The 14,116-nt window shown below is 58.9% G+C and carries 14 protein-coding genes; 3 read left to right on the top strand and 11 right to left on the bottom strand.

Features of this window, described 5'->3' with window-relative positions:
• Positions 1 to 10: 10 nt before the first annotated feature.
• From DevBK_RS15170 to DevBK_RS15160, 3 genes are all read right to left on the bottom strand, one after another.
• Complete coding sequence (locus tag DevBK_RS15170; protein ID WP_317186038.1) at positions 11 to 1,063, bottom strand: sensor histidine kinase; 1,053 nt, start codon at positions 1,061 to 1,063, stop codon at positions 11 to 13.
• Positions 1,050 to 2,552, bottom strand: a complete 1,503-nt coding sequence (locus DevBK_RS15165; RefSeq protein WP_317186037.1) for an ATPase domain-containing protein — start codon at positions 2,550 to 2,552, stop codon at positions 1,050 to 1,052. The genes DevBK_RS15170 and DevBK_RS15165 overlap by 14 nt, the downstream gene beginning before the upstream one ends.
• A 137-nt stretch (positions 2,553 to 2,689) precedes the next feature.
• Complete coding sequence (locus DevBK_RS15160) at positions 2,690 to 4,915, bottom strand: putative bifunctional diguanylate cyclase/phosphodiesterase (protein ID WP_317186036.1); 2,226 nt, start codon at positions 4,913 to 4,915, stop codon at positions 2,690 to 2,692.
• 152 nt (positions 4,916 to 5,067) lie between these two features.
• On the opposite strand from DevBK_RS15160, the gene DevBK_RS15155 reads away from it, so the two are divergent.
• Positions 5,068 to 5,859: a transporter substrate-binding domain-containing protein gene (locus DevBK_RS15155; RefSeq protein WP_317186035.1), complete on the top strand. Its 792-nt coding sequence runs from the start codon at positions 5,068 to 5,070 to the stop codon at positions 5,857 to 5,859.
• A 29-nt stretch (positions 5,860 to 5,888) separates the two neighbouring features.
• On the opposite strand, the gene DevBK_RS15150 is transcribed toward DevBK_RS15155, so the two are convergent.
• On the bottom strand, positions 5,889 to 6,866 hold the full coding sequence (locus DevBK_RS15150; protein WP_317186034.1) for a YafY family protein: 978 nt from the start codon (positions 6,864 to 6,866) through the stop codon (positions 5,889 to 5,891).
• Positions 6,867 to 6,972: 106 nt separating this feature from the next.
• On the opposite strand from DevBK_RS15150, the gene DevBK_RS15145 reads away from it, so the two are divergent.
• Positions 6,973 to 7,443 (top strand): RidA family protein, encoded by a 471-nt coding sequence (locus tag DevBK_RS15145; protein ID WP_317186033.1) that lies wholly within the window; start codon positions 6,973 to 6,975, stop codon positions 7,441 to 7,443.
• A gap of 61 nt (positions 7,444 to 7,504) precedes the next feature.
• Here DevBK_RS15145 and DevBK_RS15140 read toward each other — a convergent pair whose 3' ends face one another.
• From DevBK_RS15140 to DevBK_RS15130, 3 genes are read right to left on the bottom strand one after another with little or no spacing between them, the layout of a single operon-like run.
• Entirely contained in the window at positions 7,505 to 8,506 is a 1,002-nt protein-coding gene (locus tag DevBK_RS15140; RefSeq protein ID WP_317186032.1) for an NADP-dependent oxidoreductase, read from the bottom strand.
• Positions 8,507 to 8,528: 22 nt separating this feature from the next.
• The gene (locus DevBK_RS15135) at positions 8,529 to 9,329 is read right to left on the bottom strand and encodes an oxidoreductase (protein WP_062628825.1); all 801 of its coding nucleotides are present in this window, start codon (positions 9,327 to 9,329) and stop codon (positions 8,529 to 8,531) included.
• Between the two features lie 10 nt (positions 9,330 to 9,339).
• A complete protein-coding gene (locus DevBK_RS15130; protein ID WP_317186031.1) occupies positions 9,340 to 10,113 on the bottom strand; it encodes an SDR family oxidoreductase in 774 nt (257 codons plus the stop codon).
• A 113-nt stretch (positions 10,114 to 10,226) separates the two neighbouring features.
• Here DevBK_RS15130 and DevBK_RS15125 point away from each other — a divergent pair, with 113 nt between their 5' ends.
• The gene (locus DevBK_RS15125) at positions 10,227 to 10,781 is read left to right on the top strand and encodes a helix-turn-helix domain-containing protein (RefSeq protein WP_317186030.1); all 555 of its coding nucleotides are present in this window, start codon (positions 10,227 to 10,229) and stop codon (positions 10,779 to 10,781) included.
• A 36-nt stretch (positions 10,782 to 10,817) separates the two neighbouring features.
• Here DevBK_RS15125 and DevBK_RS15120 read toward each other — a convergent pair whose 3' ends face one another.
• The 4 genes from DevBK_RS15120 to DevBK_RS15105 all read right to left on the bottom strand — a co-directional run bounded on the left by DevBK_RS15120 (position 10,818) and on the right by DevBK_RS15105 (position 14,109).
• Positions 10,818 to 11,003, bottom strand: coding sequence for a hypothetical protein (locus tag DevBK_RS15120; protein WP_317186122.1), 186 nt, complete (start codon positions 11,001 to 11,003; stop codon positions 10,818 to 10,820).
• A gap of 111 nt (positions 11,004 to 11,114) precedes the next feature.
• Positions 11,115 to 11,234 carry an AraC family transcriptional regulator gene (locus DevBK_RS15115; RefSeq protein ID WP_317186120.1) on the bottom strand — a complete coding sequence of 40 codons (120 nt, stop codon included), beginning with the start codon at positions 11,232 to 11,234 and terminating at the stop codon, positions 11,115 to 11,117.
• 145 nt (positions 11,235 to 11,379) lie between these two features.
• Positions 11,380 to 12,669, bottom strand: coding sequence for a glycoside hydrolase family 125 protein (locus DevBK_RS15110; RefSeq protein ID WP_317186029.1), 1,290 nt, complete (start codon positions 12,667 to 12,669; stop codon positions 11,380 to 11,382).
• Positions 12,670 to 12,858: 189 nt separating this feature from the next.
• Complete coding sequence (locus DevBK_RS15105) at positions 12,859 to 14,109, bottom strand: NAD(P)/FAD-dependent oxidoreductase (protein ID WP_317186028.1); 1,251 nt, start codon at positions 14,107 to 14,109, stop codon at positions 12,859 to 12,861.
• Positions 14,110 to 14,116: the final 7 nt, after the last annotated feature.

The raw sequence follows: 14,116 nt of genomic DNA, 5'->3' as shown, positions 1-14,116 counted from the left end.
CCGGTGGATGTCAGTCTGTGGGCGTAACGGACTGGGCAAGACCTGCCAGATCGCCGGTGAAGGCCAATCGAAAACCCTCTTCTGCGTAACTGATCTCGGACTGGCCCAGACCGCCGAGGGTCGCGCGGATCAATCGGCTGCCAAAGCCCTTGCGCGCCGGGGCTGAAACCGGCGGCCCACCACTCTCCCGCCAATCGAATTTCAATTGGTCGCAATTCGGGCCAGGCTGGATTTCCCACATGACGTCAACCTGGCCCGACTGGTCCGAGGACAGCGCGCCATATTTGATCGAGTTCGTCGCCAGCTCGTGGATGACGAGGGCGAATGACAATGCGGCCTGTGGCGAGAATTGAATTGCGGGTCCTTTAATGACGAAATTTCGACTATGGACAGAGAGCGTCTGCCGCACCAGTTCGCCGAATTCGGCCTCCTGGAAATCGGTGCTGAACAGCAGGTCATGCGTTCGTGCCAGGGCCGAAAAACGCTCGACGATCTGTTCCTGAACATCGGCCATTTCAGGATGGGGCCGCATAGTCTGCCCAACGATGGATTGAAGCATGGCGATGGTGTTCTTTACCCGGTGTGCCAGTTCGCGCGTCAGCAGGCGCTGCTGTTGGGCCCGGCGCTCCAGTTCATCAAGATGAGACTTGGTGACGAACTGGCGACGCCGTCCGGCCAATGCCCAGCGAACCGCGCTCAATAGCGCAGTCGAACTCATCGGACGCTCGAGCACCATGACATTGGCAACTTCAGGCGGGAACAAGCGATAGACCGCTTCGGTCTGAACAGCGGAGCGCTTTTGGCTGATCAGCAGAATGAAGGGATAAGACGACCATGTCGGCTGATTGTGGACAGCCTTGAGGAGGGCCGACCAATCCGCCTGCACCAGCGCCTCTTCGCTCATCAGCACCGCGCCGAGGCTTTCGCCGAAATGCCCCACCAGATCGGCCAGCGAAGACGCGGTATCCGTGTCCAAATGCTCGCCCCGCAGCAACCCAACTATGCTGGCGGAATCCTTCGCATATGGCGCATAAACGACGACCTTGCCGTCACTGGCTATCATTGGGGCGGCTTTCCATAAGCGGGCCGCGATCACCGACATATTCCGGAGTACCAGTCAGGACGCCCCTGAAGGCAACCAAGGGATCGCCCATACGAATGCCGTGACTGTCGAACTTTATTTCTCTGATTGCATCCTCATGTGCGCCGGCTCGGTTTTTGAGCACTGACATAGCTTTGCGAAGACGGCCCTGGGCTTCGAAAAACCGGAACAGGAACACGACGTCCGCAATGTATGAAATGTTGAGCGCGCCAGAGTGCATCGTACCAACCAATCCCTGCTGCGGATTGATCAGTAGGGTCAACACACCTTGCTGGTTCAGATAGGAGAGCAGCTCATGCATCTGCAAAATGAGCTGCTTTTCTTCAGGCATCGATGACAGATAACCATTGAGACTATCGAGCACGATGACCTTGACCTGACGCTCTTCCACTTCCTTACGCACCATCCAGGCGAACTGCCCCGGCGTCACGTCGGCAGGGTCTATCTGGATGAGCTTGAGGCAGCCAGCCTCCATTGGCCCATCGGGATCCTGTCCCAAAGAGCGGGAGCGGGCCATCAAGGTGCCGATACGCTCATCGAACTGATAAACGGTGGCATTTTCGCCCCGCCGGCAGGCTTCGAGGGCATAGGAGAAGGCGACCGAGCTTTTGCCCGTACCAGGGGGACCCGTCATGATGGCGCACGTGCCGCGCATCGGTCCGCCATTGAGCAATGCATCGAGTTCTGGAATGCCGCTCGGCACTGGATCGCCGACAAATGGCGTATGAAAGTCCGAAGCGATGAGCCGCGGATAGACTTTGAGTTCGCTCCGCAGGATTTGGACATCATGATATCCAGCCGAAAAACTAACCCCGCGCAGTTTCTGGATCTGGATCGTGCGGCGGGCAGCGCCGAACTCCAGCGTATTGCGCTCGAGCGTGATGACACCATGAGCGATCGAATGGAGGTGAGCGTCACGCTCGCCATGTTCTCCGGTCAGATCGTCGACAAGGATCACTGTAATATTGCGGCCTGCAAAATACTGTTTCAGGGCCAGTACCTGCCGGCGATAACGCAGCGGATCCTGAGACAGGAGACGCAATTCGGACAGGCTATCGAAGACCAGGCGCCGCGGCTGCACCTCTTCAACCCGCTTGATGATCAGGTCGACCGTCGCACTGAGTTCGATTTCCCAGGGGTGGATGATGGTCTGGCCACGACCATCACCCAACACTTCCTCTGCCGAGGACAGTTCGAAAATGTCGATGCCGTCCAGCGTCCAGTCATGCGAGGCAACGACGGCGGCCAATTCTTCGTGGGTTTCGGAAAGCGTGATGTAGAGGCATCTTTCGCCCTGCCGCACACCCTCCATCAGGAACTGCAGACCCAGCGTTGTCTTGCCCGAGCCGGGCGCTCCTTCGAGGAGGTAGAGGCGCGATGGCGTCAGGCCCCCATTCAATACGATATCGAGGCCTTCGTTTCCGGTGGAAATTCGGGGGTCAGCGGTCATCTATTCGTCCATCGGAAATCATCAGCGCTTGTCAGATGTAAGCTTATTCACCCACTGCCTGCGAGCGTAATAACGCAGATAGAATGATCAAGTTTCTTACGGCGACTGATCACGCAATTCCCGAAACGGCGTTTAACTTAAGCGATTGACGGGCCGCTTAACCGCAAATCCGTAGCCGCCTCATCCACAACGCCCATATCGGGGTTGGGGACGGGCTTTGAGAGCAAAAATCCCTGAAGATCGTTGCAACCTGCAGCGACGAGAAAATCGCGTTGTCCTTCGGTTTCAACGCCTTCGGCTGTTGTCGATAGACCAAGGCTGTGGCTGAGGGCGACGATTGCCGACACAACCGCGGCGCCATCAGCGCGACTGCCGAGGAGCTTAACGAAAGACCGGTCGATCTTGATGCGATCGATACCGAAGCGGACAAGGTGGCTGAGCGACGAATAGCCCGTGCCAAAATCATCGAGCGCGATCTTGATGCCTGCATCGCGGAGGCGCGCCAATGTATCCGATACCACTGCCTCGTCGGCATCGAGAAGTGCGGTTTCAGTGAGTTCGAGTTCCAGACGCTCAGCGGCAAGCCCGGTTTGTTTCAACACCTTCACCACCGCGTCGACATAGTCGGGACGGCGAAGCTGAAGGGGCGACACGTTGACCGAGACGAATTGCGTGCTGTCCCACCCTGTCGCCGCGGCGCAGGCTCTTTCGAGCACCACCATGCCAAGCTCATGGATCATGCCGCTGTCTTCGGCGAGCGTGATGAACTTATCGGGCGTGAGGAGACCATGCGTTTCGTGGCGCCAGCGCACCAGAGCCTCGGCGCCCGAAACTGCATGGCCCGGCGCGGTGCAGTGGATGGTCTGGAAAAAGACCTCAAGGCCGAATTCGGACTGAGGATCTGTTCCACCAGTGCTCAACAATGTCTGCAGCTCGGACTTCAACTCAGCGCGCATTTGCGCCGAGCTATCAAGCCGTGCTGAATATTCGACGCAACGGTTGCGGCCGGTACTCTTGGCTTCATAAAGCGCGATATCGGCCAGGTGCAGCACTTCGCTGGTCGTCTGGCGTGCACTCGTCAGGCTCGTGGCGCCAATCGAGCAGCCAATGGTGGCCGTCACCTTGCCATCGAGCAGCGGAAAGGGCGCATTGAGCGAGGTGATGATCCGCTGAAAGAGTTCGAGATGCGATCGATCTGTCTTGGCGCGATCAGGCAATAGCAGGGCAAATTCATCGCCACCGAGGCGGGCGAGGGTATCATTGGGCCCAAGCAGGGCACGGATACGATCGGCGACCGCGGTCAGCAATTCATCGCCCGCGCCATGTCCGAACGTGTCGTTGACGGTCTTGAACTTGTCGAGGTCGATCAGCGCCACGATCGAGCGCGTGACATTGAGGCGCTGGTCTTCGAGACAATCAGTGAGACGACGGCCAAATAAAATTCGATTGGGCAAGTCAGTGAGGGCGTCATGGAGCGATTGGCGCCGGGCCTTTTGTTCGCTGTCGGTCAGTTCCGACATCGACTTCTTGAGCAACAACATCAGCATGGCCAGAAGCGAGGCAATGATGAGCGCGGAAGCGGCGAGGGCCGGGAGAAGCCGGCTGACGACGCGCGAGCCCGGCAAGTCCGGCGTCCAGATGATAAAGCCGATCGGCTCGCCCGTGCTTGTGGCACGAATTTCGAAAGTGACTTCTTCGATATCCGGGTCAGCAGCGCGCGCGAAACGGGCGCCGTTGAGGCCCTGTTCGCGGCTGAAAGCATCGAGTGCCGGACCATCGATATAGCGATAGGCAATCAGATATAGTCGATTGGTCGGCGCGACGGGCTGCGATCCAAGCGTAATCGCCTTGATGCCGGCAATAGACGGGCGGCCTTCAAGGCGCATCAGTTCGACAACTGGCAGCGGCTCATCCTGCTGCCGCAGCCTTGTCAGCAGCGGAAGCAGCAGCGGCTTCGCCCAGTCATATCGCGACGCGATTTCCGCATCGGTCTCAAGGGCAAGCTTGCCGTCGCCGTCGATAACAAAGACCTGATCGTATCCGAAGATCGACTTGATGAGGTGGCTGAACCCCTTGCCGTCCTGCGGGCTGACATTGGTTTCGTCGACAGTGGAAATCGAGCTGGCATAGCCCTCGGCCATCAAGTCGAGTTCGTGGGCAACGCGTTCGATTTGTGTCGAAAGCCGCGTGTTTGAAAGTTCGCGCTGTCGATCGAGCGCAGCAAGGTCGCTTTCTCGGCTAGCCCAGATAGCCGAAGCCAGCACGAGCCCAATGGTCACCACACCGCCAATGGCGATCAGGGTGAGGAGCGCGCCGGACGAGGTCCATTTGAGGGCGGGACGAAGCAAGGGAAGGCCAATCATGCCGAGTACGCCTAAAGGCTCTACTCAAACAATTACGATTGTCTTGTCATAAAGGCCCACAAATGGGCCGATGACGTAAGTTGTGATTGTAGATTTTGTGTTTTGCTGATGGGCGAAGAGCGCGTGCGTGCGCCAGCGCTAGGGAGACGGCAATGAACGGGCAGAGCGGAACGACGCATTGGGTATTGGGCATTGTTGCAGCGGTCGGAATTTTCGCTGCGCCCCCTCTGGCCCTCGCCCAGGACAACCCCATCCGCATCGCGATCGAGGGGCAGTTTCCGCCCTTCAATTATCTCGATACCAATGGCAAGCTTCAAGGGTTCGACGTCGAGATTGCCGATGCCCTTTGCGCTGCGATGAAGGCTGAGTGCGAATATGTCACGCAGGACTGGGACGAGATGATCCCCGGGCTTCTCGACGACAAATATGATGCCATCATCTCCTCCATGTCGATGAGCGACGAACGCCGCGCGGTCGCCGATTTCACCGAGCGCTACTACGACAGCCCGTCCATCTTCATCACCAACAAGCAATCCGACCTCGAGGCTTTTGCGCCGGATGATCTCGCCGGCAAAAGCATCGGCGTGAGCCTTGCGACCTCCCAAGAGGCCTATGCCAAGAGCCTTTATGGCCGCTCGGACATCAAGGTCTATGGCACGTCGCCCGAACTCTACGACGGCCTTGCCAAGGGCGAAGTCGATGTCGTCTTCGAAGACAAGCTCGCTGCCTATGATTGGCTGACCAATACCAAGACCGGCCAATGCTGCGAATTCCGCAGCGAAGACATCAAGGACGCGGCCTTTTTCGGCGATGGCGCAGGCATAGCGGTGCGCAAGGAAGAGCAGGACCTGAAAACCGCACTCAATGCCGCGCTTGCCACGATTACCGAAGACGGTACCTACAACATGATCAACGCCAAATATTTTCCGTTCAGCATCCGTTAGCCAGGACAATGGGCGGCTTCCGGCGGTCGCTATCCCTCCGGCTTCGCTGACGACCGATACATCTTCGCCAACGAAGCAATGATTTCGGTCATCTTGGCTCTCAGTTCCGGAGGCTCAAGCACTTCAGCATGAGTGCCGAAGCGCAGCATTTCGGCGGCGGCGTGGTCGAGCAAGCCGACAGAGATGGTCACCTGCCTCCAGCCATTTCGGTCGTTCTCCGGCGAAATCACGGCCCCGCTGCGGATGTAGGGCGGCAATAGGTCATCGAGCATTGCGAATCCGGCCGGCGATAGCCGAATGGTCGCTTTGTTGGGATGCAGGTCAACTTCGTAGAGACGTATGCTTTCGGCCCAGTGGCCAGCCAGATCGAAGCTCTTGGAGTAGTCGAATGCCTTCTCGAGCAGATGGACGTTGCTCATGCGGGCAATTCGAAAGGTCTTGGTTTCGCTCTTCACCCCGGCAACCAGGTACCGAGCCCCACCTTTGAGCACGATACCGAGTGGGTCGGCCTCTCGTTCACCTAAGCCGGTCCTGCTTGCATAGCGGAAGCGCAGTGCCCGCTCGCTCCAGACGGCAGCAGCCACTGTAGGAAGCTGGGCCAATGTCTCGGGTTCTGCAAACCAGGCCGGCGCGTCGAAATGAAAGCGCGACCGCGCCGCACCCGACCGCATCTCTTCGGGCAAGGCCGCCAACACCTTGCTCCGCGCGCTTGCCGCCGCCGATCCCATTCCCAGATCTGCGGCTTGCTGTGTCAGGCCCGCGAGAAACAGCGCCTGCGCTTCGCTTGACGACACGCCATTAAGGCGCACGCGATAGCCGTCGAGCAGGCGATATCCACCAGCGCTGCCCTGCACGCTGTAAATCGGCACCCCAGAAGCGCTTAGTGCATCCACGTCTCGATAAATCGTCCGCACCGAAACCTCACACTCGTCCGCGAGGGCCTGGGCGGTAACCTGCCCTTTGGCCTGGAGTGTAGTGAGGATCGAGAGGAGCCGACTTGCACGCATAAATTCGAAATGGCCCCAACCAACCTGACAGCAGATGACAGGTATGGTCGCCTATTCTTCTCCCATCAGCAACTCAAACCGCCTTGTGTCAGAAGGACCACCGGTCATGTCTCGGGCGATCAAACCGTTACTCATAAAAGGACTATTCATCATGCAATTTTCCGCCGCCGCTGCCGCGCAAGACCTCACCCTCATCAATCCCCCTAAACTGGGCGATCCAACCGCCAATGGGTACAGCACGGCGGTTGTGGCGCCGGCCAATGCGCGCATCGCCTATATCTCCGGCCAAGGCGGTCAGGATCAGACCGGCGCTCTCTCGCCCGACTTTGGAACGCAAGTCGCTCAAGCCTATGCCAATCTCGGCGCGGCTCTCGAAGGCATCGGTGCCAAGCCAGACCAGGTGGCTAAACTGACCGTCTATGTCGTGGACCATGACATGTCCAAGCTCGGCGTGCTCACCCAGAACGTCATCGCCCTGTTCGGCGACAAGCTTCCGGCCCAGACCCTCGTCCCCGTTCCCAAGCTCGCCATCGACACCATGCTCTTCGAAGTCGAGGCCATCGTCGTGTTACGGTAAAACCAGAACGGCGTGGATCTACCGGTTGTCAGGTATCGCCGAGACAACGGGTGCGCTGGCCTTATCGGAGAGTAACGACCACCTTGCCCTTGGCCCGGCCGGTTTCGAGATAGGCCATGGCTTCATTCAGCGCCTCGAAAGCAAACACCTTATCGATAACGGGATGAATAGCGCCTGCCTCGATGAGTTTGGTGATCTGGTCGAGCTGCGCTCCGCTACCGTTCATAAAAAGAAACGTATAGCGGATACCAGCCTGCTGGGCCTTTTTACGGATGCCTCGGCTGAGCAGTCGAAACACCAGTCCGATGATCGGACCGAGTTTCTTCTGCTTGGCGAAAGCGGGATCGGGCGGACCGGAAATGGAAACGGCGACACCACCCCTGCGGAGAACGCGCAAGGACTTTTCCAGCGTTTTCGTATCCTGACTGTTGAGCACCACGTCGTAGCCCAAGAGCTCCTTCTCGAAGTCCTGCTGGCGATAATCGATCACCACATCGGCGCCAAGGTTCCGCACAAGCTCACCATTGGCAGCGCTCGTCGTCGTGGCGACCTTGGCGCCAAGATGCTTGGCGAGTTGGATGGCGAACGTACCGACCCCGCCAGATCCGGCCTGGATAAAGACCTTCTGGCCAGATCTGAGGTTTGCCCGATCGACCAATGCCTGCCAGGCGGTCAAGCCTACGAGTGGAACCGAGGCGGCCTCGGCAAAGCTCAGGGTCTTGGGCTTGAGCGCCAGGTCTTTCTGGTCGATGGCAATACGTTCTGCAAAAGTGCCGATGCGGCCATCGCTCGGCCGCGAATAGACCTCGTCACCGACGTTGAATTTTCGCACTTGGGCGCCAACCCGAAGGACGGTGCCCGCCACATCATGGCCGGCGATAAAGGGCGGCCTGTAGGGTAGAATGGGCTTAAATTCACCGTCGCGGATCTTGGAGTCGAGGAGGTTAAGGCTGACGGCATGAACCTGCACCAGCACATCGTTGGGCCCAACGTCTGGCTCTGGTGCCTCCCTTAGACGGAGGAGCGAGCCCTTTTTGTAGGCATCGACAAAATAGGCGTACATGGCATGGATGTCCTGTCTGGAATTACGCGGGAAGGCGCAATTGCTGGCGCAGGGCTTTGTCGAAGATTTTTGCAGGCATCAGCCGCCGCAGGAGGCTGATCTGTCCGGCAACTTTACCGACGGTGTAGCGACGCTTCTGATCCTTGTCCGTCGCCGCTTTCAGCACTGCCTCAGCCACCATTTCAGGTGTATCCGCCGTGGGCATGACATCCTGAACGAAGCCAAGAACTCTCGAACGTGCCTCGTCATATTCCGGCAGCTTCCTGTCCGGCTCGAGCGAGTTTTGGTCGAATGGGCTGCGCACGTAAGCGGGTTCGATCAGGGAGACCCGGACGTTGAAGGCGCGGATTTCATGGTCGAGCGATTCCGAATAACCCTCCAATGCATGCTTGGTCGCCGCATAGTGGGCCGAATAAGGCGCAGGCGCGAAGCCGAGACCTGAACTGACATTGATGATCCGGCCTTGTCTCTGCCTACGCATTGTTGGCAGCACCGCGTTGGTCATCCGCAGAACGCCAAAGAGGTTCACGTCGAAGAGCGCCTGAACTTGGCTGATAGAAGACTCCTCCGCCCCACCGAGGAGGCCGACGCCGGCATTGTTCACCACGACATCGATCCGGCCTGCGCGCTCAAGGACGGTGTCTACCAGAGCCTTTACGGAAGCATCGTCGGTTACATCGCAGGTGAGCATCTCTAATCCGGCAGGCGAAATCCCACCCGTCTTCCGACTAGTACCGAAGACCGTGAAACCCGCTTTCGCAAGCGCTTCAGCGGTGGCTCGGCCGATGCCGGATGAAGCTCCGGTCACTATTACCGTTTTCATGGGCGTACCCTCACTTTTCCAAACGATAGCGTTCGGCCGGCTTTGTGCCGCCGAGACCGCCCAAGAGTCCATGACGGGCGCTTTCTAGATTCTGCCACAGTGCCTCGTCGCCAAGCGGCGGAATGGTCACGAGCTCTTTGCGATCGAGGCCAACCAGTGCCGCATCGACGAGATCATCGACCTCCATCAGGTTGGGCAGTGTGTTTGCGTCCACCCCGCTCCGCTCCCAGATCGCCGTGCGTGTCGCTGCGGGCACCACGGCCTGCACGTGAACACCCTCGGACCCAAGCTCGGTGGCAAGAGATTGCGAGAGGGTCAAGATATAAGACTTGGTCGCAGCATAGATTCCCGAAAAGTGCTCGGGCATGAAGCCGACGACGGAACCGATATTGATGATCGTCCCCGTACCCCGCCGGGCCATCCCGCTTGCCGCTGCCAAAAGAGTTGGCACGGTCACATTGAGCGTCACCAGCTTTTCAAGATCTACAGGCTTCGTTTCAGCGATAGTGCCGGCGCTATTGTCGCCGGCATTGTTGACCAACACATCGATGGGCGATCCGTCCCGTAGCCGGTTCTCGACCGTCTGCCGCTGTGTGGCATCGATAAGGTCAGCGGTGAGGATTTCTACTATGACGCCATATGCCGCGCGTAACTCTGCGGCTAGGTCTTCGAGCTTCTGAGTGGTGCGCGCGACAAGAACCAGATCGTGGCCGCGACTGGCAAACCTCCGCGCGTATACCGCGCCGATGCCGCTTGAGGCGCCAGTGATAAGTGCGGTGGACATAGTTATACCTGCTGGAAATTGACCCGAGTGTCGCAATCAAGATGTTGTCCATCATCTTGATTGTCAAGATGATGACGATCATCTAAAACATCGAAACACAGGAGTGGCCGGTCATGGGAACAAGTCAGCAACAGAAGGCAACAAGCCGCGCCGCCATTGTCACTGCAGCAGCAGAACTGTTTCGCGAACGCGGGCTGGAAGGGGTCAGCGTCGCCGAGATCATGGACGCGGCTGGCCTCACCCATGGCGGCTTCCCGCGGCATTTCCCGAACAAGCAGGCGCTCGTTGCCGAAGCGCTCGCTTTGGCATTGGAAGGCTCCGGAAAGTCGCGCCTGATTTCGGCCGATGGTGTGGATGCCTTTGCAGACGGCTATCTGACCAAGCTCCACCGCGATAATCCGGGCAAGGGATGTGTTTTTGCAGCTCTTGGTTCTGAAGTCGCCCGCGCCGACCCGCTGGCCCGAAGCGTCATGAGTAACGCCATCCACCGGCAGATCGAGGAATTCACGGTGTCTCGCGAAGACGGCGAAAACGAGTTGGATGCCCAGGCACTCGGAAAATGGGCCACCATGATCGGCGCCCTAGTTCTGGCCCGCATCTCTGATTCCGAAGCTGTTTCAGAGCAGATCCTGACGGCGACCAGAACCTGCATCGGCGTTTCGAAATAGTCTTGCGACGCCCTTTGGGCGTCGCGTTCCATATCCTCAAAGGCTGTAAAAGACCTTCTCGGGCGCGTTCCAGAGTGGCATATAGATGCCGCCCGAAGGGCCGTAAATCGGATCGGTCGGCGCGCTATCGGCCGTCGTCCAGCCTTTGGCCTTGGAGTAGATTCCCGCGACAACGCAAGGCAATTGATCCGGTGGCGCCGCTATTCCGCCAAGACGGCACATCGCGACTCCAAGACTGGTTTTGGGAGGCTCGTGCAGGTCAGTCTGAGACACCCTAAAGCGCCCCGAGATACACTACCTCCGTTTCAGATGCAGGGATTCCACTCCCCTCTGCTATCGCAACTTGCCTGGGGCCATCCGTGGCGTGCGCCCAAAAGTGCGCTTGAACGCATGAGAAAATGCGCTGTGGGAACGATAGCCAATCTCTTCGGCCATGCCGGCGACCGGCAGCATCGTCGTCAAGCCAACAGCGCAGGATTAGAGGGACGCGGACGGTTCATTAAAAGCCGGTCAAACCCTGCGTAAAGAGCAGCAAAGTTTCAATTCCCGCCCTCTTGCGATCTGTTGCGCTGTTTATCCGCCAGTACCGTTGTACTTCCTAACGGACAGCGGAACGGCGATAGCTGCGTAGGCCGGCAACGTCCAGTGCGAGCTCGCAAAACATGGCATTGGCCCAGGAAAACCATGGTCGCGTGAACCTTGTGGGATCATCGACATGGAAGGATTCGTGCATAAGGCCCGTGCCCCCGTCGGTTGCGAGCAGCAGGTCTAGCAAGTCGCGCTTTTCGGCGAGGCTGTCGCAGGTCAGCCCCTGTACGGCGAGGGCAATGGGCCACACTTGGTCGGGTGGCGTATGCGGGCTGCCGATCCCAGACGCAGCCTTCCCGGCATAGAAATACGGGTTGGCCTTGCTAAGGATGCGGGAGCGGGTCGCCAGATAGATTGGGTCAGTTGCGGTGCACCAACCCAGCATGGGCAGCGAGAGTAGGCTCGGCACATTGGCGTCGTCGGCCAGTAGACTATTGCCAAGACCGTCGACTTCGTAGGCATAGACCAGGTCTTTGCCATCGGCCTCCACCAGTCCGAAACGCTCGATGCCCTTCTCTATCTCCTCGCGAAGGAGGTCGGCGTCCCGCCCAAGGCTGTCGTTGCCAAAAACTTTGACTGCCACCTTCGCAATGTCGCGCAGCGCGACTGCAGCAAAGGCGTTGCCGGGAATATTGTAGCCGTAGACACAGGCATCGTCGCTCGGCCTGAACCCTGCCCAGGTCATTCCGGTATGCCCCGTAACCGGCCCCAGACCTTCACGCGTCAACGTATCGCTCTGCGGGCAATCCATACGCTCGAAGCGATAGGTCGAATTGCGCTCGTGGTCTTGCTCTGTGCGCCATGTTTGGATGACGACCTTCGCTACCGCTTCGAAGCTTCTTAAATGGTCGGTTCGGCCCGTTGTCGCCCACAGGTCGTAGGCCAGTTGGATCGTATAGGCGAGCGAGTCGATTTCGTATTTGCGCTCCCACACCCAAGGCGACTGCGGAAAGACGTCCTTATGTCCTGCAGCATTATCGGTGGCGTTGAAGGCATTGGCATAGGGATCGAGCAGAACATAGTCGAGCTGGCGCCTGGATACGGCGGCAATGAGATCGGCCAGCCCGGCATCCTGATGCGCAAAATGCAGGAACGGGGCCAGCTGTGCCGTGGAATCCCGGAGCCACATTGCCGGAATATCGCCCGTTATGACGAAAGCCGTCCCATCGGGAAGATGCGTGACGGTCCTCGTCAGCATGTCGACCAGGCAGCGCTCGACGGTTTCGCCCACCTGTGCGCCCAGCGTCTCCCCGACCTGGTTCGAGATTTTCTGAACGATTGGGTAAACTGACTCCCCCATCACGGCCGTCTCCATTTATTGGCGCTACTCACGCACTTCTAATTATCTCATGGCTTCAGATTCGGAGCCTAACCAGAGCGCAGCACATCGACAATGCGCCAGCGTCCGGAATTCGAAGCCGGTCCCAAATCTTTCATTTATCTGCCAGCCCAAACAACACCAAGGCGCCCAGCCCGAAGCGCTCCTCAATCAAACGAACTTGTGCCCGGGTGCTTCACCACGGCCTGCTTTCTCAGAGAGAAGCAGAGGGTTGTGCGGCAGCAGGAGCTGCCCCGAGATCAGTTTGGCCAATAGCCACGGCAGCGGTGCGATCTTACCCAGGCTGCCGGCACCGATGTCGCGAAACATCGGATAGATAGAGCTGTCAGACTGGTAGAGCGGCGTCAGCACGTTGGAGAGAAACTGATAGAGCCGCACATGCCAGCGCCGCATCTGCGCATAAGCGGCAAGCGCCGAGGGTATGTCATTCGTGCTGTCCATTGCCCACGCCAGCGCTGCTGCGTCCAGCAAGGCCATATTGGCCCCCTGCCCCAATTGCGGGCTCGTTGAATGCGCACTGTCGCCGATGAAAACGATCCCATCGCCTGCGGGAATTTTGAGGGTCGAGTGCGTATATCGGGCGAGAGTGAGTTGGTCGAAGTGCGCAACATTTGCCAGATGCGGTTCCGTCTCTGGCCAGTATTTGCGAACGTCTGACCGCCAGGCTTCAATACCGGCGCCGCGGATTGCCTCATAATCAGCGGTCTTAAAACTCCAGAAGAAAGCTGCGAGGTCTGGCCCGTCTGCAACCTGCTTGCCGGCCGGAAGGACGCCGATCATCACGCTCGCCTTGCGATAGCGCTGCACGAGCGCGCGCCGGTCAAAACCCTCGTCGATCCAAGGCAGAGTGGCCCAGAGCGCGCCGAACGAGAGAGCACGCGCTGTTGGCTTGTGGCGGGCGAACTGGCGCAGACGCGACAAGGAGCCGGTCGCATCAACGATAAGATCGAACGCGCCTTGGCGCCGATTGTCGCTGTGGAGGTAATAGCCGGAGCGGGCGCGGGACATGTCGGTGACGGCAAAGCCTACCGATGTTTCTATGCCTTCTGCCACAACCGCATCATGCAGAACGCTGAACAGCGCTGCGCGGTGGACCGCCAGCGCGTGGACATCAGCGCCGAGTGGGCGATAACTGACGTCGAGTACCGTTCGGCCCGAACGAAAATCCGTCCCGACGAGCCGATCCACGGGCGATCCCAGTGCGTTTATACCCTCGCTCAGTCCCAGCGCATCGAGAACCGCTAGGCCCGTCGGTTGCAGCATGAGGCCCGACCCGACAGGTTGGGGCGTTTCGAAGCGCTCGAACAATCGAACCCTGTGCCCTTGCCGCGCAAGGAACAGGGCAGTCGCCAAGCCACCCGGACCTGCACCCGCGACTGCGATATCGAGGCGTTTACGCAAAAGCAGC

This window comes from Devosia sp. BK, from assembly GCF_032907385.1.
Taxonomy (GTDB): domain Bacteria; phylum Pseudomonadota; class Alphaproteobacteria; order Rhizobiales; family Devosiaceae; genus Devosia.
The sequence above is the reverse complement of the archived record's forward strand: the minus strand, read 5'-3'. Positions and strand labels throughout refer to the sequence as shown.